The 22,912-nt window shown below is 42.1% G+C and carries 22 protein-coding genes; 12 read left to right on the top strand and 10 right to left on the bottom strand.

Annotation, left to right across the window (positions count from 1 at the left end; genetic code table 11):
- Positions 1 to 171: 171 nt before the first annotated feature.
- Both ACT3ID_RS06365 and nfo read left to right on the top strand, forming a co-directional pair.
- Positions 172 to 594: a DUF1761 domain-containing protein gene (locus tag ACT3ID_RS06365; RefSeq protein WP_491541169.1), complete on the top strand. Its 423-nt coding sequence runs from the start codon at positions 172 to 174 to the stop codon at positions 592 to 594.
- Between the two features lie 572 nt (positions 595 to 1,166).
- Complete coding sequence (nfo, locus tag ACT3ID_RS06360; protein ID WP_491541168.1) at positions 1,167 to 2,024, top strand: deoxyribonuclease IV; 858 nt, start codon at positions 1,167 to 1,169, stop codon at positions 2,022 to 2,024.
- Positions 2,025 to 2,032: 8 nt separating this feature from the next.
- On the opposite strand, the gene ACT3ID_RS06355 is transcribed toward nfo, so the two are convergent.
- The gene (locus ACT3ID_RS06355; protein WP_491541167.1) at positions 2,033 to 2,779 is read right to left on the bottom strand and encodes a class I SAM-dependent methyltransferase; all 747 of its coding nucleotides are present in this window, start codon (positions 2,777 to 2,779) and stop codon (positions 2,033 to 2,035) included.
- 349 nt (positions 2,780 to 3,128) lie between these two features.
- The gene (locus ACT3ID_RS06350) at positions 3,129 to 3,380 is read right to left on the bottom strand and encodes a GIY-YIG nuclease family protein (RefSeq protein WP_491541166.1); all 252 of its coding nucleotides are present in this window, start codon (positions 3,378 to 3,380) and stop codon (positions 3,129 to 3,131) included.
- Positions 3,381 to 3,884: 504 nt separating this feature from the next.
- On the opposite strand from ACT3ID_RS06350, the gene ACT3ID_RS06345 reads away from it, so the two are divergent.
- The gene (locus ACT3ID_RS06345; RefSeq protein WP_491541165.1) at positions 3,885 to 4,391 is read left to right on the top strand and encodes a cupin domain-containing protein; all 507 of its coding nucleotides are present in this window, start codon (positions 3,885 to 3,887) and stop codon (positions 4,389 to 4,391) included.
- A gap of 179 nt (positions 4,392 to 4,570) precedes the next feature.
- On the opposite strand, the gene ACT3ID_RS06340 is transcribed toward ACT3ID_RS06345, so the two are convergent.
- From ACT3ID_RS06340 to ACT3ID_RS06330, 3 genes are all read right to left on the bottom strand, one after another.
- The gene (locus ACT3ID_RS06340) at positions 4,571 to 5,467 is read right to left on the bottom strand and encodes a DUF1684 domain-containing protein (protein ID WP_491541164.1); all 897 of its coding nucleotides are present in this window, start codon (positions 5,465 to 5,467) and stop codon (positions 4,571 to 4,573) included.
- A gap of 96 nt (positions 5,468 to 5,563) precedes the next feature.
- On the bottom strand, positions 5,564 to 6,175 hold the full coding sequence (locus tag ACT3ID_RS06335) for a hypothetical protein (protein ID WP_491541163.1): 612 nt from the start codon (positions 6,173 to 6,175) through the stop codon (positions 5,564 to 5,566).
- A gap of 45 nt (positions 6,176 to 6,220) precedes the next feature.
- A complete protein-coding gene (locus tag ACT3ID_RS06330) occupies positions 6,221 to 7,243 on the bottom strand; it encodes a glycosyltransferase family 2 protein (protein ID WP_491541162.1) in 1,023 nt (340 codons plus the stop codon).
- Positions 7,244 to 7,350: 107 nt separating this feature from the next.
- On the opposite strand from ACT3ID_RS06330, the gene ACT3ID_RS06325 reads away from it, so the two are divergent.
- The 3 genes from ACT3ID_RS06325 to ACT3ID_RS06315 all read left to right on the top strand — a co-directional run bounded on the left by ACT3ID_RS06325 (position 7,351) and on the right by ACT3ID_RS06315 (position 11,390).
- Entirely contained in the window at positions 7,351 to 7,854 is a 504-nt protein-coding gene (locus ACT3ID_RS06325) for a metallophosphoesterase family protein (RefSeq protein WP_491541161.1), read from the top strand.
- A gap of 604 nt (positions 7,855 to 8,458) precedes the next feature.
- Positions 8,459 to 9,973 carry a S10 family peptidase gene (locus tag ACT3ID_RS06320; RefSeq protein WP_491541160.1) on the top strand — a complete coding sequence of 505 codons (1,515 nt, stop codon included), beginning with the start codon at positions 8,459 to 8,461 and terminating at the stop codon, positions 9,971 to 9,973.
- A 274-nt stretch (positions 9,974 to 10,247) separates the two neighbouring features.
- Positions 10,248 to 11,390 (top strand): lactonase family protein, encoded by a 1,143-nt coding sequence (locus tag ACT3ID_RS06315; RefSeq protein WP_491541159.1) that lies wholly within the window; start codon positions 10,248 to 10,250, stop codon positions 11,388 to 11,390.
- A 13-nt stretch (positions 11,391 to 11,403) separates the two neighbouring features.
- On the opposite strand, the gene rlmD is transcribed toward ACT3ID_RS06315, so the two are convergent.
- The 4 genes from rlmD to ACT3ID_RS06295 all read right to left on the bottom strand — a co-directional run bounded on the left by rlmD (position 11,404) and on the right by ACT3ID_RS06295 (position 16,205).
- Positions 11,404 to 12,819, bottom strand: a complete 1,416-nt coding sequence (gene rlmD, locus ACT3ID_RS06310; RefSeq protein ID WP_491541158.1) for a 23S rRNA (uracil(1939)-C(5))-methyltransferase RlmD — start codon at positions 12,817 to 12,819, stop codon at positions 11,404 to 11,406.
- Positions 12,797 to 13,369, bottom strand: a complete 573-nt coding sequence (locus ACT3ID_RS06305) for a cyclic nucleotide-binding domain-containing protein (RefSeq protein WP_491541157.1) — start codon at positions 13,367 to 13,369, stop codon at positions 12,797 to 12,799. The genes rlmD and ACT3ID_RS06305 overlap by 23 nt, the downstream gene beginning before the upstream one ends.
- Positions 13,370 to 13,445: 76 nt before the next feature.
- Entirely contained in the window at positions 13,446 to 15,887 is a 2,442-nt protein-coding gene (locus tag ACT3ID_RS06300; RefSeq protein ID WP_491541156.1) for a BamA/TamA family outer membrane protein, read from the bottom strand.
- A gap of 63 nt (positions 15,888 to 15,950) precedes the next feature.
- Positions 15,951 to 16,205 carry a DUF2795 domain-containing protein gene (locus ACT3ID_RS06295; protein ID WP_491541155.1) on the bottom strand — a complete coding sequence of 85 codons (255 nt, stop codon included), beginning with the start codon at positions 16,203 to 16,205 and terminating at the stop codon, positions 15,951 to 15,953.
- A 663-nt stretch (positions 16,206 to 16,868) separates the two neighbouring features.
- On the opposite strand from ACT3ID_RS06295, the gene ACT3ID_RS06290 reads away from it, so the two are divergent.
- Genes ACT3ID_RS06290 through ACT3ID_RS06265 form a run of 6 tightly spaced genes read left to right on the top strand, consistent with a single transcriptional unit; the run spans position 16,869 to position 22,202 of the window.
- Complete coding sequence (locus ACT3ID_RS06290) at positions 16,869 to 17,090, top strand: Sec-independent protein translocase subunit TatA/TatB (RefSeq protein ID WP_491541154.1); 222 nt, start codon at positions 16,869 to 16,871, stop codon at positions 17,088 to 17,090.
- A 38-nt stretch (positions 17,091 to 17,128) separates the two neighbouring features.
- A complete protein-coding gene (locus tag ACT3ID_RS06285) occupies positions 17,129 to 18,646 on the top strand; it encodes an amidase family protein (protein ID WP_491541153.1) in 1,518 nt (505 codons plus the stop codon).
- Positions 18,647 to 18,661: 15 nt separating this feature from the next.
- On the top strand, positions 18,662 to 19,432 hold the full coding sequence (locus ACT3ID_RS06280) for an SDR family oxidoreductase (RefSeq protein ID WP_491541152.1): 771 nt from the start codon (positions 18,662 to 18,664) through the stop codon (positions 19,430 to 19,432).
- A complete protein-coding gene (locus ACT3ID_RS06275; RefSeq protein WP_491541151.1) occupies positions 19,425 to 20,411 on the top strand; it encodes a M28 family peptidase in 987 nt (328 codons plus the stop codon). The genes ACT3ID_RS06280 and ACT3ID_RS06275 overlap by 8 nt, the downstream gene beginning before the upstream one ends.
- Positions 20,412 to 20,439: 28 nt before the next feature.
- Entirely contained in the window at positions 20,440 to 21,282 is an 843-nt protein-coding gene (gene prmA / locus ACT3ID_RS06270) for a 50S ribosomal protein L11 methyltransferase (protein ID WP_491541150.1), read from the top strand.
- Positions 21,279 to 22,202: a Ppx/GppA phosphatase family protein gene (locus ACT3ID_RS06265; protein ID WP_491541149.1), complete on the top strand. Its 924-nt coding sequence runs from the start codon at positions 21,279 to 21,281 to the stop codon at positions 22,200 to 22,202. Before prmA ends, ACT3ID_RS06265 begins: the two co-directional genes overlap by 4 nt.
- Positions 22,203 to 22,349: 147 nt before the next feature.
- Here ACT3ID_RS06265 and ACT3ID_RS06260 read toward each other — a convergent pair whose 3' ends face one another.
- Positions 22,350 to 22,862: a hypothetical protein gene (locus ACT3ID_RS06260; protein WP_491541148.1), complete on the bottom strand. Its 513-nt coding sequence runs from the start codon at positions 22,860 to 22,862 to the stop codon at positions 22,350 to 22,352.
- Positions 22,863 to 22,912: the final 50 nt, after the last annotated feature.

Here is a 22,912-nt window from a genome sequence, read left to right as displayed (position 1 = left end):
ATTTATTGACAGATCGTTTAAACGCCCGTTTTTATTAGGATAAAAAATTTGCCTTAAGTTTTTCTAATTGATCTTTTCCTCAAATAATTAGATAGTGCAAATGTTTCCCACAGCATAAGATAGTCGTTGGGAATTCTATAAATCATTAAAATGATATGGGGTGTAAAAATTATGGACTTATCGAACATCAATTTTTTGGCAGTAATTGTGGCTACTCTTTCTACCTTTTTAGTTGGTTGGCTTTGGTATGGACCGCTTTTTGGCAAGGCATGGTTGTCGGCTGTGGGAGTTACCGAAGAGGAGATTGAAGAGAAAGGTAATATGGGTAAGATATTTGGTCTTTCCTTTGTCTTTGAATTCATTATGGCGTTTAATCTGGCAATGTTTTTAACGGGATCGCCCGAAGCCGCAGCTCAAATGAATGCCGGAGCTGGTGCATTTTACGGCTTTTTGGCAGGCTTCGGATGGATTTTCTTTGCTTTGGCCGTAAACAGCTTATACGAACAAAAATCCTGGAAATATATATTTATAAATGGCGGTTACTGGACTGTATCTTTTACAGTGATGGGATTGATTTTGGGAGCCTGGACATAAGTAGTCAGCGATCGGGGTAAATCATTGTTTGTGATGGTATTATGTTTTGCAAAACTCCCTGTGCCCGCCGCAAATTGCTTTCAAGATATACGTATTTAGCAAGGTAACAATAATGGGGGGGGGACTACATTTGATTACTTTGCTTTCGATAGCCCCGGCGTTAAACGCGGGGCTATTATCGATTTTATGAACAGAAGGTTTTCAATGCCCTCAAACGATTGGAGCAGAAGTATGAGATTCTTATGCAGTTATACACTCTAAGTGCTTTTTTTGATTAAATATTCTTTGAGGTAAGAATATGGCTAGCGCGGGAATTAATCCCGCGCTATTGATAAATCTTAGAAGAAAAGTTGGCTTTAAAAATTTACGATTCTAGTTGCTTTTAAAAGAAACCAGTAATTCATGAGTCCCTATTTGCATTTATTCTTGAAGGTCATTTAATCCCCCGTGCTCTTTCTGACAACTTTAGTGCACTCAGTGACTAAGTGGTAAAAAATCACTTCACGGTTTCCACTTCGACATTTTTTTCCTTTTCTTCTTCATTAATCATTCAATCCTAAAATTTTTTATTGATGAAATATATTGGTGCTCATGTCAGCGCAGCAGGTGGAGTAGAAAATGCCCCGGAACGGGCTAATAAAATAGGGGCAAAGGCGTTTGCTCTCTTTACAAAAAATCAGCGGCGGTGGGAGGCGCCTCCGCTCACCAGAGAGAATATTGACGGCTTCAAAGAGCGTTGCGAGCAGTTTTCCTATCCGATGGATTATGTAATGCCTCACGACAGCTATCTGATTAATTTAGGCCATCCCGAGAGTGATCAGCTCAAAAAATCGCGCAACGGTTTTTTGGACGAGATGCAGCGATGTGAGCAGCTGGGGATTAAACTGCTGAATTTTCATCCCGGTAATCACTTGAACAAAATTACCATAGAGGAATGCCTTCAGCGTAATTCAGAGTCTATAAACCGGGCACTGGATCAGACTGAGAATGTAACAGCTGTTATTGAAAATACAGCCGGACAGGGCACCAGTATTGGCTATAAGTTTGAATATCTTGCGTCTATTATCGAAGGCGTTGAGGATAAGAGCCGGATCGGTGTTTGTATTGATACGTGTCACGCTTTTGCTGCGGGTTATGATCTCTCAACCGACGAGGGATACACTGCAATGTGGGATGAGTTTGAGCAAACTATCGGCTTCGAATATCTGAAGGGAATGCATCTGAATGATTCCAAAAAAGAGCTGGGCAGCCGTGTAGACAGACATGACAATATAGGAGAGGGTAAAATCGGGATGAGAGCCTTTGAGCTACTCATGCAGGATGGCCGCCTTGATGAGATCCCTATGATACTGGAGACACCAAATACTGACAGATGGCCCGAAGAGATTGAAATGCTGTATACTCTGGCCGAACAAGTTGAGAGAGTTTAAAATAGAAACTATTGATTGGTACCGATTCTTCCCAGCCGCATAAATACGGGGAATCTTACCTCCATCACAGTACTTGACGGCATTGCAGCTTGAATATCTTCGATTATTTCTGTTACCGGATTTATATGTTGCTCGGTCTTCATCTTTTGAACGGCCGACCATGAGTTAAAATATCCCTCAAGCTCGTCAATCGACCATTGGAAGGTATTTTCAAAGGATGGGGTAGCAATCTCTTCAAACGGGAATGGTAGCGTTGTATAATGGTTATCCAGATATTTGCGACTCCCACCATAGTAGCTATCAAAAGCTTTATCATATAAACGGTCAATAATAGGATCTACCTCTGGATCTATACGCACCATACCATATCCTATTATCGCTAATAATGCACCCGTTTTGCCCACCCTGTTAACTTCCTGATAAAAGGAGTCAAAATCGAACCAGTGAATTGCTTGTCCGACGGTAATGAGATCGAAATAATTGTCGGGCAAGCCCGAATTCTCGGCCGGTACTGTGCGATAGATAACGTTTTCTTCCCGGGGGGCATGCACCAGCTGTGCTTCGCTGATATCGGTGGCATAAACTTTTTCGAAATGCCTGGATAGATATTTTGCAATTTGCCCGGATCCTGTGGCGCAATCCCACGCTGCAATATAGTCAGAAAGATGCTGAAAAATGTAATCGTACATCTCCTGCGGATAATCAGGGCGATATCGGGCATATAAATCCGACTGTTTTGAAAATCGCTTTTCCATTTCAGTGTTTATTTCGATTTACTCATATAATCAAACTGCGATGGGTAAACATTCCATTGCTCGGAAATGGTCAGATGATAATGGAGGGAGGTTTGTTTATTGAGGCCCAATTATCGGGTACCATCTGACGTCAACGGGCAGGAGCCAAGTCCTCTACCTCGGCGTCACTCCGTTATGCCCATGGAACCTGTTTAAACGGTCCACCTGGGAGCTGACGTAGTCGAAGAATCTAACATGGGAATCTCTGCAGGATAAGTGTCGACATAATTACGAGGCTATTTCCACATGATAGAGATTCCTCCGCGCTTCCGACTCCGTCGGAATTGGTCGGAATGACAACAAAGTGGGGTTAACTTTCTTGTCCTTTGTCAAACCCAGGCTCAAGGGATAGATCTTTCCATTCCGGGTTAATGGATTCTATCAGCTTTACTTTCTTTCGTCTGCTCCAGCGTTTAATTTGCTTTTCCCTCTCAATGGCATCATGCACATGTACATAAGACTCATAGTAAACCAACCGGTTTACTCGATATTTGGTTGTAAATGCCTCCGGATCTTCTCCTGCTTTATGTTGCCTAATTCGATGGTAAAGACTATTGGTCATCCCAGTATATCACTCTGGAAATGCTGGCTGTAATATATACATAATACATGCTTCAGTACTTTGTTAAGCTTTAATAGTAAGACCGTTTCGAGGGCGCAACCTTACAAGCATATCTCCTTTACTTGTCATTTCGAGCGGAGTCCGCTAACTGGCGGACGGAGCCGAAAAATCTCATCCGCAGTGAATCGGCAGTTTCTTTTGTCGTAGCTTCCAAGACGTTTTAAAGTGATACAGATTCCTGCGTGCTTCCGACACCGTCGGAATTGGACGACCTATTTCCTCCTGTGATAAGCGTCCACGCTTATCACAGGAGTGTTTCAAGCGTGGACGCTTGAAACTAGCCAGCCAGGTCAATTTCTTGGGACAGTGGATAAACGCTCTGCGTTAATGTAACTCGTAGGACGGACATTGACAGATTTCTGGAAACTGCTGAAAAAGGATTTATTGAATTCTTATCTATGTTAGATAATCTAAATAAAAGTGGAGATTAGAACACACAGAAACATGGAGTGCAAAACATACCTCTTCGAAGATGATGGCTCAATCCCAAATAATCCTAATTTTCCCTTGTTGGTGTATCCCGATGCTCTTTCTGCGGATCAAACTAGTGAAGCAGTATGCAGAGAGCTTCTGAATAAGCGAAATTGGAGCAATGAATGGGTAAATGGCATCTACTCTTATCACCACTATCACAGTACAACACACGAGGTGCTGGCTGTATTGAGCGGATCGGCAACAGTCAAAATGGGCGGTGAACAGGGAGAAGAGCTGGCAATATCAAAGGGAGATGTAATTGTTATTCCGGCTGGAGTAGGACATTGCAACCTGGGCAGTTCCGGTGACTTTCGGGTGATGGGCACTTATCCTGGTGGTCAAAACTACGATTTATGTACTGGCAAGGACGATGAACGTCCACAGGTTCTTGAGAACATCAAGAACGTAACTATTCCCAACCTGGATCCGGTGACCGGTGAAAAGAACCCGCTCCATCAGGAATGGAAAGAAAATTAATAGCTTTACTAAACGAGGGCTTTGCAAAACCAGTGTCACTCTGAATTTATTTCATGGTCTGATGCAAAAGCTCCATTAAAAGCTTCAAAAGAGCGATTGCTTACAGATGCTGATCCCGAAAGCTATCGGGACAGCATGACATAGGTAGTTTTGCAAACTTCGGAAGTTTCGTAAGCTAGTTACTCATACATCTTTTCACCTGCTGTTATTGCCACATCTAACTGATTTTCTGGCGGGGGAAGGGGACAGGTGGCATATTCCGTAAAGACACAGGGCGGGTTGTATGCTTTGTTAAAATCGATGTACGTCATTCCATTCTCTGGAGTTGGAATATAAATATATCGTCCGCCGCCGTACGTATCATCACCATTGGTTTGGTCGCCGAAAATAATAAAAAACTCTTCATCATTGTCGGGATGCCCCAATGGAGCCAGACTATAATCTTCTCCATTGATGGTAAATTCCAACATTCCGTACAAGGAATCCTGATACTCTTTTCCTAATATATCGGGAATCGTTATTTCACGAGGCTCGTTAAATCGATTGAATGTTGCTTCTACTTTCCACTTTTGAGATACGGGAAATCGTTCAATTCCGTTAAACGTAGAAAAATTAGGATGATTGGTATCTTTAAGACGTAGATAATAATTGCCTCTTCGTTCTATGATATGCCACTGTAAGTTACCGTGGTTGAATGCATGAGAATCTCCATCTGCACCGGTTGTGAGTTCGTTAACATTATCTCCATTTGATGTTGTTACTTTAACCCGGGGATGGATATCAAAATTAAATGTATCACCATTTCGTGTAATCGTGCCAATATTTGGGGAAGCTTTGGGAGGAAACACGAAATCATTTACAGAATCAGATCCAAAGCTATAGGTACCTTCTTCAAGGGAGTAGAGCCCAATCAGGCTCAGCCAGCTGTCTTCTTCTTTTAATGAGTCTATGCGGTCGGAATGCCACTGTTCAATCTCGGCTTTGTATTCGCTGTCAGATTGGTTTTGTTCGCAGCTGGTTAACAATCCCACAAAGAAGATTGAAAATACCAGGAAACGTGTGTTTAAAATTTTCATTTGTTTACCTGCATTTGCTTGCTCTAAACTTATAAAGGTAAGAAAAGCTGAACTTAATATTGATGATTCGTAATCTGGTTTTTCAATTGGTGGGAGTTATTCCAGGTTCAGCTCAAGATCCACTTCTTGATACTCTCTCCTAAATAGCGGAAGCAAAATAGCTAACAAATAACAAGCTGCACCAATGGCAACAAAAACAAGGGCAAAGGTTATATCGTGCTCTAGGCCATCTATTCGCACCAGCAGGTTGTACCAGTCGTGTGATTCCTTTCCTAGTCCGCCGATAAGAGGCAGTTGACGAGCACCACCGTCTGCGGCATATCCTGCAACATCAAGCCAGCTAAAACCTAACAATGCCAGGGAAAACTGCAATCCCAGGTATTGCCTGTTTATCCAGAAATAGAACACGATAACCAATGGAAGCAGAATTTGGAACAGTGATCCGCCCAGAATAGTTAGGAATCGATTGCCAAGAAATCCGAAAAACGTATGTCCCGCTTCGTGGACAATCAGCAGAAAGTTATCTACAAAAAAATGGATAATACCCAGCGGAAAGGGATAGTCGTAATTGACAGCAAAAAAGATGTTAAAATTGAGAGCCCAATAGACCTGGTGTAGCGAATAAATGGCAAAAAATAAAATGAGCAGTGATCCCCACCACTTTTTCAGGACTTTTTTGCCTATAAATTGTAACTGGTCTGTATTCAAGGTTTGTAAAGTTACTTATCGGCTTGGGGATCAAAATCCATAAAATTAATTATTTACTTCCGAGAAAAATTTCTTACCTCTGACAAAATATTCAGCGACAATACTTACCGGTAGCAATGTATCGGGATCGGAGTCCCTTCTTCGTTGATCCTGGAGTGCTGCTCTTTTTTCATGGGTTGCAGTGAATCCCCTCCAAAAATCGAAATGTGCTCGTGCTATAGCTTTAAATTCATTCCAATGACCGCCAAACAGTGATCGCAAAGCAGCTATGATATCAAGCGTATAGCGGCCGAAAAATCGCCATATGAGGGTATCGGTGCTACAGTTTTTCCACAGCATGCGGAGGTTATTGCGATAGTTATAATAGATTTTACGCGGAGATCCCATGGCCATGGAACCACCGCCAAGATGATAAACAGTACTGTCGGGACAAAAGCGTACTTTATACCCATGATTCCACAAACGCCAGCAGAGGTCAATCTCCTCCATGTGGAATTCAAAATCTTCGTCGAAACCTCCTAATTCTTCAAAAACCTGTTTGCGGATAGCCAATGCGGCACCGCTGGCCCAAAAAATATCGGTCTCATAATCATATTGTCCCTCATCCTTTTCGAGCGTATCAAAAATGCGTCCCCTGCAAAACGGATAAGCAAATCGATCCAGAAAGCCTCCGGCGGCTCCGGCATATTCGAAATAGTCCGGTTTTCTATCCGACAACATTTTAGGCTGTACTGCAGCTATAGTTTCATTTTTTTTAAAGCATTCGGCCAGTCCCTGCAGCCAGTCCGGTTCAACACGAACATCATTGTTCAAAAATAACAGAATATCGCCCTTGGCATGGGGCACCGCTCGGTTGTTCCCCCCACAATAGCCGTAGTTTTTATCAAAAGTGGCAATCTTAACGTTGGGATAATGTTCCCGAACCCATGCTTTTGATCCATCGGCAGAAGCGTTATCAGCCAAAATTATTTCGTAGTTGGCATAATTGGTTTCAGCAACACTCGGTAAATATTTTTTTAGATGATGCAGTGCATTCCAAGAAACAATAATAATGCTAAAAAAAGGCATGAAGTACTAGAAGATCAGTAAGTTATTGCTAATTTTTCTATTAAACGATTTACATAAGCAAAAAACATCGCTATCATAGTTGAGCTGAAAATGATAAAGAATTTTATATGATCAAAGTTGGATTAATTTCGGATACACATTCGTATCTTGATCCTCAGGTTTTTGAATATTTTGAAGACCGGGATGAAATTTGGCATGCGGGAGATTTCGGCACTATAGAAATAGCGGATCAATTAAAAGAGATTGCTCCTGTCATTGGTGTCTATGGTAACATCGATGGGCAAGATATCAGGCAGGAATATCCGCTACATCAGCGTTTTGAACGTAATGGTGTAGATTTTTGGATAACTCATATTGGGGGAACGTTGGGACGCTACTGTATTCCTATTCGTGAAGAGATGGAAGAGAATCCACCCGATGTTTTTATTTGTGGCCATTCTCATATCCTTAAAATTGGCCGTGACCAGGATAAAGACAAGATGCTTTTTATCAATCCGGGAGCAGCTGGTCGTCACGGTTTCCAGGTATATCGGACGTGCGTGCGCTTTAGCATTGATGAAGGCAAAGTTCGGGATATGGAGGTTATCAATCTGGGCAGGAGAGGGGGATAGGGATTAGTATTGAGTAATGAGTATTGAGTAACAGCCAGAAAAGAGAGTAACCGGCATGAAGTTTTTGTGGAGCTGTATTGATGATTTCTTCCAACCTCCTTTGGGCCTCTAGTTGCGGAGCTAAAACCGTAAAATTAGCAAAAATGCACTTAGCTAACGATGAGTAGTTATTTGTAATTGTTTTTCCACATACGTGGAATCCGGTAGGATTTTAAAAACAGTGACTCAATTTCACAGTTTTTAAAAATAGGGTCCGGTCCCGAAATCTTTCGGGATGCGATTCCCCCGGGAGTTTTTTGGTTCGCTCCAGTGATTTTCTGGTCCCGACTGCTGTCGGCGGTTTGCTCACAAAAAATGAACATCCATCAGCCAGTCCAAGACCGAAAGATACGCCAGTAGAACATGTTTCTTCGGATAAACGGATGGATGGCTTATAATTAACTGTTCTAGTTCTAATTCCTTATAAGGGAAGGCCCAACCCTGTCGTTTAACAAACTTTGACGTTTCAAAAAGAGGTTTTGCTTATAAGTAAATGATTGTGAACTATTTTATGAAGCAGCTTAGTATTTAGCGAGGAAACATAATTAAAACCGATAGTCTGACTATGAAATTAGCTACAAATCGTTTTTTAAATATTCCAGTATTCTGTTGTTTAATTGGAATGCTAGTTGGTGGGCTGTCCGCCATATCAATGGCGCAATCCGTTGATATAAAGGTAGATACAGCATTTACCTCAAGTCATAATGTGACCATTAATGGGCAAGATGTTCCCTATACGGCAACGGTTGGTAATCAGCCGGTTTGGAACGACGACGGTGATCCCATTGCGTCTATTTTCTATACCTATTATCAGCGTTCTGGTGTGGACAACAACGAGCGACGTCCTCTGGTAATTTCCTTTAACGGTGGTCCTGGTTCAGCATCTGTTTGGATGCATATCGGCTACACCGGTCCTAAGAAAGTGAAGATTGATAATGAAGGATTTCCCGTACAGCCTTATGGTGTGGAAGATAATCCCCATTCAATTTTGAATGTCGCGGACATCTTGTATGTCAACCCTGTAAATACAGGTTTTTCCCGTATTGTTGATAAAGAAGCAGATCGCGAGAAATTTTTTGGTGTAAACAGTGATATTGAATATTTGGCTGACTGGATCGATACCTTCGTTTCTCGCGAAGACAGATGGAAATCACCCAAATTTTTAATCGGCGAAAGCTACGGTACGACTAGAGTTTCCGGATTGGCTGACGAGCTGCAGTCATCGCATTGGATGTTTTTGAATGGTGTCATACTAGTTTCTCCGACGGGACTTGGCATAGATCGTGACGGCCCCGTAGTTGACGCACTTACACTTCCCTATTTTACAGCTACCGCCTGGTATCATGATGCGTTGAACGGTGAACTACAGCAGCAAGACCTGAATGATATTCTGCCCGAAGCTGAAGAGTGGACGGTGAATGAATATATTCCTGCGCTAACGCGTTCAGGATCGCTTGATCAATCCGAAAAGGAAAAAATTGCTGAACAGGTTTCTTACTACTCCGGAATCGACAAGCAGAAAATCCTAGATAGAAATTTACGAATGTCCACTTCGTTTTTTTGGAAAGAACTGCTCAGGGATGAAGAAGAGCTTACAGTAGGGCGTCTGGACTCCCGATACCGGGGACAGGATCGTGAGACGGGCGGAGAACGGTATGACTATGATCCTGCGCTTACAGCCTGGAATCACGCCTTTACACCAGCCATTAACCATTATCTGAGAAATAATCTTGGATATGAAACTGATCTCCAATACTGGATGTTCGGACCGGTTCATCCGTGGGATCGTGACAACAACCGCACCGGCGAAAACCTCCGATCTGCAATGGCAGAAAATCCATACCTTAATGTATTGGTACAATCTGGTTATTACGACGGCGGAACGCCTTACTTTGATGCTAAGTACACGATTTGGAATATGGATCCCAGCGGCAAGCTGCAAGACCGCATTGATTTTAAAGGTTATCGCAGCGGACATATGATGTATCTGCGTGAAGAAGATTTGGAAACTTCCAATGATGACATTCGGAATTTTATAGAACAATCAATTCCGGAAGAGGGAAGACCTGCCAAGTATTGATGAATACGGTAAATCACTAGCGCGGGAATTAATTCCCGCGCTAATTATATTTTTTTCTTCCGCGAGCGGCTTCGTTGATTGACGAGATAGGTGATCAAGATAAGAGCCGAAAGGAATATTTCTGGTCCGGGCGTGCCGTGTGCACATTCGTACAGCTGCCGGAACGCTCGTTCAAGAAAAATGCGTGGCTTCAATCCCCTTTCCATTGATCAAATGATTCCCTAAGCTTGAATACATTTTGTTCAAATATCGCTCATGTTTTAAATACAGATTTATGACAACAGTTAAATATTTATTGCTGGGAAGCCTGCTCATCATTACTGGCTGGGGATGCAATTCCGCGACTTCATCTTCGGAATATTACCTCTTTGTTGGAACATATACCGATGGAGACAGTGAAGGCATTTATCTGTATAAATTTAATGCCGATGACGGAAGCGTTGATTCGTTGGGGGTAACAAAAGGCGTGGAAAATCCATCCTATCTTACCCTCTCACCCGATCATTCCCATCTTTATGCAGTAAATGAATTGGCTGATTCTGCTGAAGCTTCGGTTAGCGCCTTTGCTTTTGATAAAGATAAGGAAACCCTGACCTTTTTAAATCAGCAATCAAGCCTGGGTGGTGCTCCCTGCTATGTAAGCATTGATAACAGTGGACAGGCAGTTTTTATCGGAAATTATCTCGGAGGATCAATATCGATGTTTCCTGTAAAAGAAGATGGTTCCCTGGGTAAAGCTAGTGCAAATATCCAGCATCAGGGGAGCAGTATCAATAAAGATCGGCAACAAAGTCCGCATGTACATTGTACCTTTATTTCACCGGATAACAGCCAGCTGTTAGTTAACGACTTAGGCACCGACAAGGTATATGCATATGCTTTTGACGAAGAAATCTTGGAATTGCGTCAGAAACCATCATTTACTTATCAGGCCGAAGCAGGGGCCGGGCCTCGTCATCTGACGTATCATCCCGATGGGAACTTTGCTTACATAGTCAATGAGCTAAATGGTACTGTAGTTGCTTTTGAATCTGGGTCTGACTCTCTGCGGAAAATTCAGACAATAAGCACGTTACCGGAGAATTATGAGGGGGCTGTATCAGGAGCAGATATTCATATTTCGCCCGATGGAGAGTATCTTTATGCCTCAAATCGAGAAGATTTAAATAATATCGTTGCCTACTCCATTGACCAACAAGAGGGGACATTGACAAAGATCGGGTCGTATGACTCGGGTGGCATTCATCCGCGAAATTTTGTGATCGATCCCACAGGTCAATATCTATTGGCGGCAAATCGCCATACCAATAATATTGTAATTTTTCAGAGGGATAAAGAAACAGGAGACCTTTCACCTACCGGAAAAGAAATTGAGGTTTCACAGCCGGTATGCCTTAAATTAATACCGGTAAAATAGTTATTGAAACTGTTCACCCGCTACTTTTCAACCGCAGTTTGGCCACTGTTTCGATGTGATAGGTTTGTGGGAACATGTCTACCGGCTGTACTTCCAGGATGTCGTACTCCTCTCTCAGTTCCTTGAGATCCCGCGCCATAGTAGAGCTGTTGCAGCTTACATATACAAGCTTCGGTACTTGTAACTCCTTTAGCCGCTCTACTACATCAGGATGCATACCGGCACGCGGAGGATCGGTAATCAGGCAATCCGGCTCACCATGCTGATCGGTAACTTCTTTGGTAAAGACATCTTTCATATCTCCTTCAATAAATGAGACATTTCCGACATCATTTTCTTCAGCATTTTTCCGGGCGTTATTAATGGTTGTTTCTTCTAGTTCTATGCCCACAACACTTTTAGCCTTACCACTTAGAAAAAGGCTAAGGGTTCCTACACCACAGTACAGATCATAAACGATGTCGCCAGGTTCAATATCCGCATAGTCTTTTGCTACTTCGTACAGTCGCTCGGCCTGACGTGTATTGGTCTGAAAAAAAGCATTGGCATCAATCGTAAAATGATAGGGGCCGATATGGTCGGTGATATAGCCAGGGCCGTGAATAACTTTTTCATAGCGACCGACCGCTGTAGGATCCCGGGTGTCATTTACATTGTTAACAATCGTAGTAACTTCCGGGAATTCTTTCAGCAGAGCATCCGAAAGATTTTTCATAATTTCCTGATCGTCCTGATAAGTCACCAGGTTGACCATCAGATCATCAGTATAATAGGCTTTTCGAATCACCACATTGCGCATAAATCCCTCGTGATCTATTCGGTTGAACGGCGGTACATCATATTCTTTGCACCAACTTCGGACAAAATCTAATATTTCGTAAGAGATCGGATCCTGAAGATGACACTCATTCAGGTTCAGGATCTTGTCAAAACGCCCCGGAGCATGCAGGCCGGCGGCAAAACAGCGGTCGCTAACAAACTCATCGCGTTCAATCTCTTCGCGACTTAGCCAACGTTTATGTCCGATTGAATACTCCATCTTATTGCGATAATAGAAAATATCATCGCAACCGATGGTCTCATTCACTTCCAGATGGGTTAAATCGCCGATGCGGTGCATATGATCCTGCACCTGTTCTTGTTTAAATGCCAGCTGATGGTCGTAGGAGACATGCTGCCAGTTACATCCGCCACAATTACGCGCATGTTGACAACGCGGTGTAATGCGATTCGGGCCTTCTTCAATAATTTCGAGCAGCTTCCCCTCAAGATAATTTTTCTTCTTTTTGATAATTCTGGCCCTAACCCGATCTCCCGGCGCCGTATTTGGTACAAAGACGGCCAGACCATCTATTTTTCCAATTCCTTTTCCTTTATAAGCCGCTGAATCAATTTCGAGTTCAACATCAGCTCCTTTCTTTATCTTCATTTTCTGCAGTTTCTTCTGTTTCTGGGGAGAGATATGTTTTGAATTGCAGTGAAAAAGCCCGTTCAGCTGTACTAACTTTTTGAAGTTCTTTGGTTACAATCTCGAGCTGTTTCATGGCAATCATAGCAAGGGTCTCCATGAATTTAACAGCAATCGCAGGGTGTCGTTTCTTCAATGTTTCAAAATCAGGTTTGAAAAATCCCCTGAGTGTACAATCAGTTAAGCATTTTGCACTCGAAATTCGCCGAAGTTCATAGCCGATAGACAAAGCTCCAAAACTTTCTGGTGACTGAATAACATAACTTTGGATGTCACCATTTGCACCGGGATCAGGTTCGACAATCAGCTCTACTTTACCTTCTTCAATGAAATACATACCCGTACCCGGATCTCCCTGATAGTAGATATACTCATCTTTTTTATATTGACGACGATGGCAGTACTGTATAAACTCGGCCCGTTCGAGCGTTGTCAGACTTTTTAAGAACCGGGAGTTGAAAATGATATCAGCCTTTTTTTTCGTCTTTTTAAACTGCTCTGATCCAAACATAACTTTAACTATTGATTTGAAGTGACTTACCTGATAGCTACTTAATTTAACAGAAATATGTTAACTATCAGGATTTCTAAAAAGAGTGTCCAATTCCAAATGTAAAATAGGCATTTCGATTGTTAAACCATCCCTCTTGTAGATCGTGAATACGAAATGCAAAATCAAAGCGTGCTACCACATATTCCCAGTCTAAACGCAATCCGATTCCAGAGCTGACGGCAATTTGATTATAAAATTCATCATATTTGAATTTTCCCATCTCTATTACTTCTTCTCGTTGGCTTATAACTGGTTGTCCGTTTGCCTGCTCATCTGATGAGGGAAATTCCGTACGAGGTCCATACCAGATATTGCCTGCATCGGTGAACCAGGCTCCAATCCAATCCGTAGAAAGAAAGTTGGCCGCCAGACGCTGGCGGATTTCAGTTTGAGCGAGTAATTTTATTTCACCTCCGTTAATTGTTACATCATCAGACTGGATTCCTCCGGGTCCCAGACTGTAGATATCCCATCCGCGAATGTCGTTTGCACCACCTGCATAAAACCGCTGGTTTAGGGGGATCGATCTGCTGTTTCCATAGGGCAGAGCCACTCCGGCAAATCCGCGATAACTAAATACGGCGTTATTACCGATGGGAATATACTTTCGATAATCGGCTGTGCCTTTGATAAAGCGGCTGTAGGCCAGGCTGTTTTCACTGGTAGGGATAAGGGAAGGAAGATCTCCTTCCAGAGTATCCGGAGTGATAATATAGCGATCAGTTAAATAAGGAAGATTGCCACCAGTAGCGATAGAATATTCGCTGAAATAGCCATAGTTTCTTTTGATCAAGTCAGTACGTTGGCTGCGAAAGGTATAGCGCAAAATGGAAGAGACCTGTGGACGAAAATCTTCGAGAATACGCTGGTATTCAAAAGAATCTTCTCCAAATTCTTCTTTCAGTGACTGTTCAAAGTCCGGGTCAGGATCGGTATCTAGCAAATCAAGTTCAAGCAAATCCAGAAAACTGGTAAATCGATTGCTATGCTGTACCTCATAACGGGTATTAAAACGTATATCTGAATTAATATCGAAAAGCAGCTGATTTGATCTCGTGAATGAGAGTAAAAATCGGGTACGGGCATTAGAGAAGAATACAAAATCATCAAGTGCAGCAAAAGGAAAAATCAGGCGGGGCAGGGAATATTCTGCCCGTGTTTCAAAACTTCGAAAAAATTGCCCATCAACAGATTCTCTGGCAGAATCAGAGGGGATACTTTGTATGGTCTCGGAGGTAACGTATTCAAAACTTCCATTAACCCCGAGTTGTAGATTTTCGGCTTTGCCAAACAGGTTATTATTAGTGTATGTAACACCTGCACCGGCTCCAAATCCATACCTTTCCATACCAAAAAGATTCAGATTTATGGAGTGTTTAGGCAGCGTCTGCAATGAAAACATTACAGGTATTTCATCCCGTGAATAATCGGGTAAAGAACCATCTTCGCTAAGTCCGAACTGTCGGATATTTAGCATACGCAGATTTTGAAGCTCATTGACCGTGCGGATGTAAAGAGAATGATTAAAAGTATCACCCGGTTTAAAAAGTACTTGGTCTGTCAAGAGGCTGGTTTTAGTCTGTGCACTTTCCTCTTTCTGAATGAAAATTGCATTGTCGCCCAGTGCATAAGGAGGTTTGCGGAGTGTATCACCGCTGTCATAATTCCCCGTATCATCATCCGGACCTTGCAGACTCATATACAGATTACCAAAAGTATATTTCTTTCCCGTATTGATAGTGAAAAGGGCGTCCATCTGATGCCGATCAGCAGAATCCTGTTTTATGAGTACATTCACCGAATCCCGTTGTACTGAAGCATAGCCATTATTCTTTAGAAAGGTTATGATCCGGCTGCGCTCTTCGTTGAGCTGATTTTGCGAATAGCGCTGTCTTACGGTAAATGTGGAGTCATTAATGCGATCACGGGTAAGAGCACTTCGTTCAAGGAAGCGCGGTACCAGGGTAGAATCCTCAAATTCTGGCATCCCCATGTAGCCAAGCGTATTAATATGAAAGGCATTGCCTTCTTCAATCAGAAACGAAACTTCAACACGATCCTCTTTATATTCTACAATATTAGTATCTACTTCGGCATCAAGAAAGCCAATCGTTTGGTAGTACTGTTCAATACGTTCTATATCATTAGCAACGGTAGCTCTGTTGAGGTAGCTGGGAGGTTCACCGAACTTCTTGGTAAGCTTCCAGATAAAATACCAGGGCGTAAAGCGGGGGATCCCCAAAAACTCCCGGTTTGTCTGGGTGCGGATAAGGGTTTTAAGGGTATTATCTTTTACGTTATCATTGCCAACAAAGCGGACAATACGAACAACTTTATCTGTGGTATCGCCTTCGGCAATAACATTTTGGGACAGTCCTTTTTCAGTGCGGAGAAATAACCCGCAAACTAAAAGAAATGTACAGAATAAAAGACCACCTTTGGATTTCAAGAGACGAATGATGTTAATGTGATTCAAAAAAAACGGTTGCACGAAAAAAAATCATGCAACCGCAATAATAAAAACTATTATAATCAGATCTTAAACATCATCATAGTTAAAACCTTCGTCTTCTTCATTGTGGAAGAAATCTTCGGTGCTTATATAGTCGGGCCAAATATCCTCAATGCCTTCATATACAACATCTTCGCCTTCTTGAATTTCTTCTAGTTCATACAAGTTATCGAGCACCTGTTGAGGCAATCCGTTTCGTTCTGCCCATTCAATTAGTTCTTCCCGCGTGGCAGGAAAAGGTGCATCATCTAATGCCGCTGCTAGTTCTACAGTCCAAATCATAAAAAGTTCTTTGTGGTTTTGAGTTCAAATAAAATTCTTAGCACGATATAAAAAGGTTTAAGACCTTAAATTCAAGTAATATTCCTCATTATCAAGTGCACTGTCAGTAGTTTAGTTAATCATTTTTGCCCTGCCGGGGTTTTACCCAACGCGGTAGAGCGTTTTGTATTGTTCTTCAAAGCTTCATACAAAACGTATGTTTAATTCATTCCATCAGATATTCTGATAAAATTCCTTTTGCTATAATAGCTTATAAAGAGATTTAATTAACTGTATCTAATAGGAAATATATCTTTAGCGACTTTGTCAAGTAATTTTTAAATATAGTACCTCAAAATGAGGTATAATATAAATAGTATGCCATTATTCTTTTTATTGAGATTTAATTTAGAAACTGGAGCTTTCGGTAATAGAGAAAAAGGTTGAAATCTATTTTCGCTGTTTGGTCCAGCATGTTGATACAATATTAATTGACAGTCTTATCATTTGGAAGTAATTTTTAACCTTCCGCCTGAAGATAAATCATCAGGCTAAGAAAGAGGTTTCTCTAATCTGATCTAAGGGCAAGTATTGTTTTTTCTGGAGGATAGGCTCAAAAGTCCGGAAAATTTTGTTATCTTCCCTCGTTATTAATTAATAACCAAATTTAAAGAGGTATATCATATGTTTGGTGGTTTTGGCGGTTTTGAAGTTTTGATAATCTTGCTGGTTATTCTTTTGTTTTTTGGAGCAAAAAGGATACCCGAATTGGCTCGTGGAATAGGGCAGGGTATTACTGAATTTCGCAAAGCATCCGATGAGATTAAAAAGGAACTGGAGCAAGGACAAAAAGAAGGATTTAACTCCGGTACAAAAGAAGACGTTCAAACTAAAAAGCAAGATTAACCAAGGAATCATAAAATAGTCCATTGAATTATTCTAGCTTGAGCCAGATTCAACAGCAATTGGAATCTGGTAATGTTTCACTTCCGGAAATTACAGATTACTACATCCAAAAAATTGAGCAAGACAACGACGAGATTAACGCCGTTGTAAACCTCGATAAGGAGAAGGCACTACAAAAAGCAGAGGAGATCCAGCAGCGTATTGATGACGGTAGTGCCGGACGACTGGCCGGCATGGTTATGGGAGTCAAGGATTTGATCTGTGAAAAGGATAAGCAAACTACTTGCGCATCTAATATCCTGTCTAATTTCGAGAGCGTTTATGACGCTACTGTAACTGAAAAGTTGCGTAATGAGGATGCCATTCTTCTGGGGCGATTAAATATGGATGAATTTGCCATGGGATCGTCCAACGAAAACACCATTTACGGTCCTGTCCGCAATCCTCGTGATACCTCCAAAGTACCAGGTGGATCTTCGGGCGGAAGCGCCGCCGCAGTGGCAGCGGAATTTTGTACGGCTTCTCTGGGATCCGATACCGGAGGTTCTATTCGGCAACCGGCTTCTTATTGTGGAGTAGTGGGGGTCAAGCCTACATATGGACGCGTTTCGCGCCATGGACTTGTAGCGTTTGCTTCTTCCTTTGATTGTATTGGTCCGCTCACCAATACGGTTGAAGATGCGGCTCTGCTTCTCGAAACGATCGCGGGCTTTGACAACAATGATAACACATCTTCGACCCGTAAAGTGCCAAACTATCGACGCTTTGTTAAAAATCCTGACTCTGATATTCGAATTGGTGTGCCGGAAGAATATTTTGGTGAAGGACTAGATGATGAGATTCGTGACGGTATTCAAAGTAAGCTTGGCGAACTGGAAAAGAATGGAGCGGAGCTTGTACCTATTCACCTGCCGCATATGAAATATGGGATAGCTACTTATTACATACTGGCCACAGCCGAAGCTTCAAGCAATCTGGCTCGTTATGATGGCATTCGCTACGGACATCGTGCCGACGTCAAAGAGGTTGAGAAAGAATTAAAACAAGAAAGACAGGCCTTAGAGGAACAGATCAAGAAAGCCGAGGGCGATCAAAAAGTAAAGTTGGGCGAAAAGCTCGATGAAATGGATTCCTCGCTTATCCGCCTGTACAAAAAAAGCCGCACCGAAGGATTCGGACCCGAAGTAAAACGACGAATAATGCTGGGTACTTATGTCCTTAGTGCCGGTTATTATGATGCCTATTACGCCAAAGCTCAAAAAGTGCGCAGGCTTATTAAGCAGGATTTTACCGACGCTTTTGAAGATGTGGATGTCATAGTTTCACCTACAGCGCCAACTACCGCTTTTGATATTGGAGCAAAGATGGATAATCCGGTGCAGATGTATTTGAATGATGTTTACACTATTTCAGCTAACCTGGCCGGTATTTGTGGAATAAGCATTCCCGGCGGAATACATTCCAACGGATTGCCATTCGGCATGCAGTTTATGGCAGCACCTTTTGAGGAAGGAAAACTTTTTAATGCTGCACGTCTTGTAGAACAGTTAGGGTAATAAACATAGGTCACTATGCAGAATCGGCTTGAGGGAAAATGGGCAATCATTACGGGTGCTACTTCGGGTATTGGAGAAGCCACGGCTGGAATTTTTGCAGAGTCGGGATGTAATCTCATCATAACAGGACGCCGGGAAAAGCGACTCCAAGAAATCAGTACAGAATTGACATCCGATTTTGATATTCAGGCAGAAATTGCTTCGTTCGACATTCGCGATCACGAGGCTTGCAAAAAGTTTGTCTCCGATCTGTCTCAAACCATCGATATCTTGATTAATAATGCTGGGCTGGCACTGGGACTGGATGCCGTTTATAATGCCAATTTTGACGATTGGGATACGATGATCGATACCAATATCAAAGGATTGGTTACAATGACCCGTCTCATTTCGCCGCAGATGAAAGAGCGGAACAGCGGACATATTATCAATATCGGATCCATAGCAGGACACGAAAGCTATCCCAGCGGGTCGGTATACTGTGCTACCAAGCATGCTGTTAAAGCGTTTACCGAAGCGACAAAAAAAGATCTGCATGGTACGGATGTGCGGGTGAGTATGGTATCGCCCGGACTTGTTGAAACAGAGTTCAGCGAGGTCCGTTTTAAAGGTGACAAAGAACAGGCTGCCGAAGTTTATGAAGATCTTACCCCGCTGGTGGCCGATGATATTGCAGAAATTATTCATTTTGTAGCCAACCGACCGCCACATGTAAACATTATGGATACAGTGATATTCCCTGTCAGCCAGTCATCGTCAACGATGGTTCATCGAGAAAATGAATAGCCTCAAACTTTTCTTTTTTCTTCTTTTTGCAGGTTTGGTAATGTTATCATGCAGCGGAAGTGAGGAACCCCGGTTAAATTTTGAGTCCCAGGGCAGGGAAGTACCCAGCTTTAACTCTGACAGTGCCTATCGATTTATAGAACGGCAGGTATCATTCGGCCCCCGTAATCCCGGCTCCGAGGGGCATCAGCTAACGAAAGAGTATCTGCTGAAAAAACTAACGCAATATGCCGGAGAACGCAGTGTATATCCTCAACATTTTACGTCAATGAGCTACGAGGGAGATACGTTAGCAATGACAAATATTATTGCGGCCTTTAATCCCCAAAGTACTGATCGTATCATGCTCTGTGCTCATTGGGATACCCGTCCCCGTGCTGAAAAAGCTGCTTCAGACACAAATAAGCCTATTCTTGGAGCAGATGATGGTGGAAGTGGTGTGGGAGTTTTGCTGGAGCTGGCCCGTATTTTCAGCAACAATCCTCCGCCTGTTGGCGTTGATATTGTACTGTTTGACGGTGAAGATTACGGTAGAGAGGGCGATATGAGCAAGTATTTTTTAGGCTCACGTTATTGGTCTCAAAATCCACCGGTTGAAGGGTATTCACCGCGCTTCGCTATTTTATTGGATATGGTGGGCGGAGAGAATGCTCAATTTCCAAAGGAGCAATATTCTATGCAATTAGCTCCGGCACTGGTTAATGAGTTGTGGAACATTGCGAATGAAGGACAAGCCGACAGTCTTTTTTTAGATATCGAAGGAAATGCCATATCAGATGATCATGTAGTAGTTAATCGTATTTTAGGTATTTCGACAATTGATATTATCCGTCATAAGCCGTCTGTTGATGGAGCCGAATTTGCTCCTTATTGGCACACACATAACGATGATATGTCTATAATCAGTAAAGAAACACTGAGCGGAGTGGGAGATGTGTTAACAGAATTGATTTATAATCGGATAACAACTTCTCAGTAATTTGCCTGAAGCTTAATCAACAGGTTTTATGAAGTATATCAAATTAGTCATTGAAGTATCTGATGAATATCAGGAAAGCTTAATTGCCGAGCTTTTTGATATGGGTTTCGACTCATTTGAACAGCGTGAAGATCAAATTATCACCTATATCACAAAGGAAAATTTTGGGATAACTGATCGTGAACGTATCGACACCTTGCTTGCCGCTTATCCCGGTGATGGATTTATTAGCTCAGAGGAAGTTGTAGCGGACCAAAATTGGAATGAGCAGTGGGAGGAGACGATACAACCTCAGACTGTTGAGCAGTTCTTTATTAAGCCTACCTGGTCGAATGAACCAGTTCCCGATGGCAAAATTTTACTGGAAATTGATCCCAAAATGTCATTCGGCACGGGATATCATGAGACGACACGATTGATGTTGAGGATATTAAATGACGTTATAAACAAAGGGGACAAGGTTGTTGATGCAGGGACAGGAACGGGTATATTATCCATAGCAGCCATAAAATTGGGAGCTAAATACGTACTTGCTTTTGATATTGATGAATGGAGTATTTCCAATACCGAGGAAAATATTATACTGAATGAGGTCTCGGATTTCATTACAGTAAAACAAGGCTCGACGGAAGTTATTCCCGAGGGAGAAGAAGCCGATGTCATTTTGGCTAATATAGAGCGAAATACTATCCTCGAAATATTGCCTGATCTCGAACGTGCACTAAAAGAAAAAGGAAAACTTGTTCTATCAGGATTATTAGAAGGAGATAAGAAAACTGTTGAGGATCAATTAGCAGAAAGTTTTACCATAGTTAATAGTGTACAGGAAAATGAATGGGTAGCCATTCATGCTCAGAAAAAGACCCTATGAAAGCAGCCATAGATATCGGCACAAATACCGTTCTTCTTTTGGTAGCCGAAGCTGGGGAAGGTGGTCTGATTATTTTAAAAGAGGAACAACGAGTGCCGCGACTGGGACAAGGCGTCGATCATTCAGGACGAATATCCGACGAAGCTGCTGAGCGTGTCATCGATGTATTAAAACATTACAAAAATCTGCTAGAGCGTGAATATCCTGAACTGACCGATATCCATGTAACAGCTACAAGTGCCGTACGCGATTCTCAAAATCAGTCTTATTTTTTGCAGAAGGTAACAGAAACAACTGGATTCACTATTCAGGTATTACGTGGGGATGATGAAGCATATCTGACGTTTTTGGGGGCCTTGGGCATGCTCGATAATCAAACCGCAGACAGAGAAAATCTTATAGTTGATATTGGCGGAGGTAGTACTGAATTAGCTTTTGGCTACGGACAAAAACTTACAGACCGGCATTCATTTGATATGGGATGTGTGCGGTTTACCGAGCGATTCTTGAGGGATGATCCGCCTGATCAAGATCAAATTGAGACCTGCCGAAAAGCTATTCGCCAAATGCTTGATTCTTATACATTTGAAATATCTAGAGAAGCCACCTTAATCGGTGTAGCCGGAACGGCTACATCATTAGCATTTATTGACAAGCAGATAGAGACATATAAAAGTGAAGAGTTGACGGGACATGTTTTATCCGGAGTGAAAGTTACAGAATATATCCGACGCATAAGCAAGTTACCGGCGTCGCAGTTGAAGAAAAAATATCCCGTAGTTATGAAGGGCAGGGCAGATATTTTTCTCGCAGGGTTGTTGATCTTGGAACAAGTAATGAAAACGTATAACTTTGATCAGTTAACGATCTCTACAGGAGGGATCCGACACGGTCTTATCATTGATTCTCTTAATATCTAAGGAAGATATCTTTTAAAAGCTTGTGTCAACTTTCAATCAAGGTTATATCCCTTCTTCGGCTGATTCAGCGAAAAAAAGAAAAGCCAGCCCACGATATTATTATTTTGGACTGGCTTTCCAGGGAACGAGAAATACAAGGGGTTTTAGTTACAACTTAATAGCAACTCCCAGGTTAAGCCATGCCCAGTTATTGCCGAGCTCGGCATATCCACCGATATTATCTGAGAAATAGTACCTTGTACCAACATGGAAGCCGGCAACAATGCCATCTGAAGAACCTATAAAGCTGGAATCCCAGCTAAAGGTTCGATAATAGATTCCCAGTCCGCCGTAGAAGTCTAAATCATCATTTTCGACTTCAAACAAATCATTAAAATGGTATGAACCTTTACCACCGATATACATGATATTGACCCCAGTGCCAGATATAAATCCAAAGTCACCTCCTACACCTATAGAACCGACTTCAAGATCTGCGACACCATATTCTAATCCTGCTCCTAATGGAACACCTAATCCGGCTGCCCAAGAATATGTGCTGCCAAGTCCTAATCCTCCATTAATAACAGCATCTCCTTCCTGAAAGGATTGTGCTGTTACGTCTTGATTTGCAAAAAAAAGTATCCCTAAAAACAATGATCCGATTATTAGTTTTTTCATCGCCTCTGATATTTAAGTTATTAAGTATTGTTAAGTAAGAACTACAAACT

The organism is Fodinibius sp. GM108, from assembly GCF_058386985.1.
The sequence above is the reverse complement of the archived record's forward strand: the minus strand, read 5'-3'. Positions and strand labels throughout refer to the sequence as shown.

Coding starts and splice junctions, on each gene's coding strand:
- ACT3ID_RS06340 (WP_491541164.1), bottom strand. CDS start 5,467: ATGAAAATTTTAAACACACGTTTCCTGGTATTTTCAATCTTCTTTGTG.
- prmA (WP_491541150.1), top strand. CDS start 20,440: ATGAAGTATATCAAATTAGTCATTGAAGTATCTGATGAATATCAGGAA.
- ACT3ID_RS06290 (WP_491541154.1), top strand. CDS start 16,869: ATGTTTGGTGGTTTTGGCGGTTTTGAAGTTTTGATAATCTTGCTGGTT.
- ACT3ID_RS06325 (WP_491541161.1), top strand. CDS start 7,351: ATGATCAAAGTTGGATTAATTTCGGATACACATTCGTATCTTGATCCT.
- ACT3ID_RS06355 (WP_491541167.1), bottom strand. CDS start 2,779: ATGGAAAAGCGATTTTCAAAACAGTCGGATTTATATGCCCGATATCGC.
- ACT3ID_RS06315 (WP_491541159.1), top strand. CDS start 10,248: ATGACAACAGTTAAATATTTATTGCTGGGAAGCCTGCTCATCATTACT.
- ACT3ID_RS06305 (WP_491541157.1), bottom strand. CDS start 13,369: ATGTTTGGATCAGAGCAGTTTAAAAAGACGAAAAAAAAGGCTGATATC.
- ACT3ID_RS06295 (WP_491541155.1), bottom strand. CDS start 16,205: ATGATTTGGACTGTAGAACTAGCAGCGGCATTAGATGATGCACCTTTT.
- ACT3ID_RS06345 (WP_491541165.1), top strand. CDS start 3,885: ATGGAGTGCAAAACATACCTCTTCGAAGATGATGGCTCAATCCCAAAT.
- ACT3ID_RS06365 (WP_491541169.1), top strand. CDS start 172: ATGGACTTATCGAACATCAATTTTTTGGCAGTAATTGTGGCTACTCTT.
- ACT3ID_RS06280 (WP_491541152.1), top strand. CDS start 18,662: ATGCAGAATCGGCTTGAGGGAAAATGGGCAATCATTACGGGTGCTACT.
- ACT3ID_RS06260 (WP_491541148.1), bottom strand. CDS start 22,862: ATGAAAAAACTAATAATCGGATCATTGTTTTTAGGGATACTTTTTTTT.
- nfo (WP_491541168.1), top strand. CDS start 1,167: ATGAAATATATTGGTGCTCATGTCAGCGCAGCAGGTGGAGTAGAAAAT.
- ACT3ID_RS06275 (WP_491541151.1), top strand. CDS start 19,425: ATGAATAGCCTCAAACTTTTCTTTTTTCTTCTTTTTGCAGGTTTGGTA.
- rlmD (WP_491541158.1), bottom strand. CDS start 12,819: ATGAAGATAAAGAAAGGAGCTGATGTTGAACTCGAAATTGATTCAGCG.
- ACT3ID_RS06330 (WP_491541162.1), bottom strand. CDS start 7,243: ATGCCTTTTTTTAGCATTATTATTGTTTCTTGGAATGCACTGCATCAT.
- ACT3ID_RS06320 (WP_491541160.1), top strand. CDS start 8,459: ATGAAATTAGCTACAAATCGTTTTTTAAATATTCCAGTATTCTGTTGT.
- ACT3ID_RS06350 (WP_491541166.1), bottom strand. CDS start 3,380: ATGACCAATAGTCTTTACCATCGAATTAGGCAACATAAAGCAGGAGAA.
- ACT3ID_RS06265 (WP_491541149.1), top strand. CDS start 21,279: ATGAAAGCAGCCATAGATATCGGCACAAATACCGTTCTTCTTTTGGTA.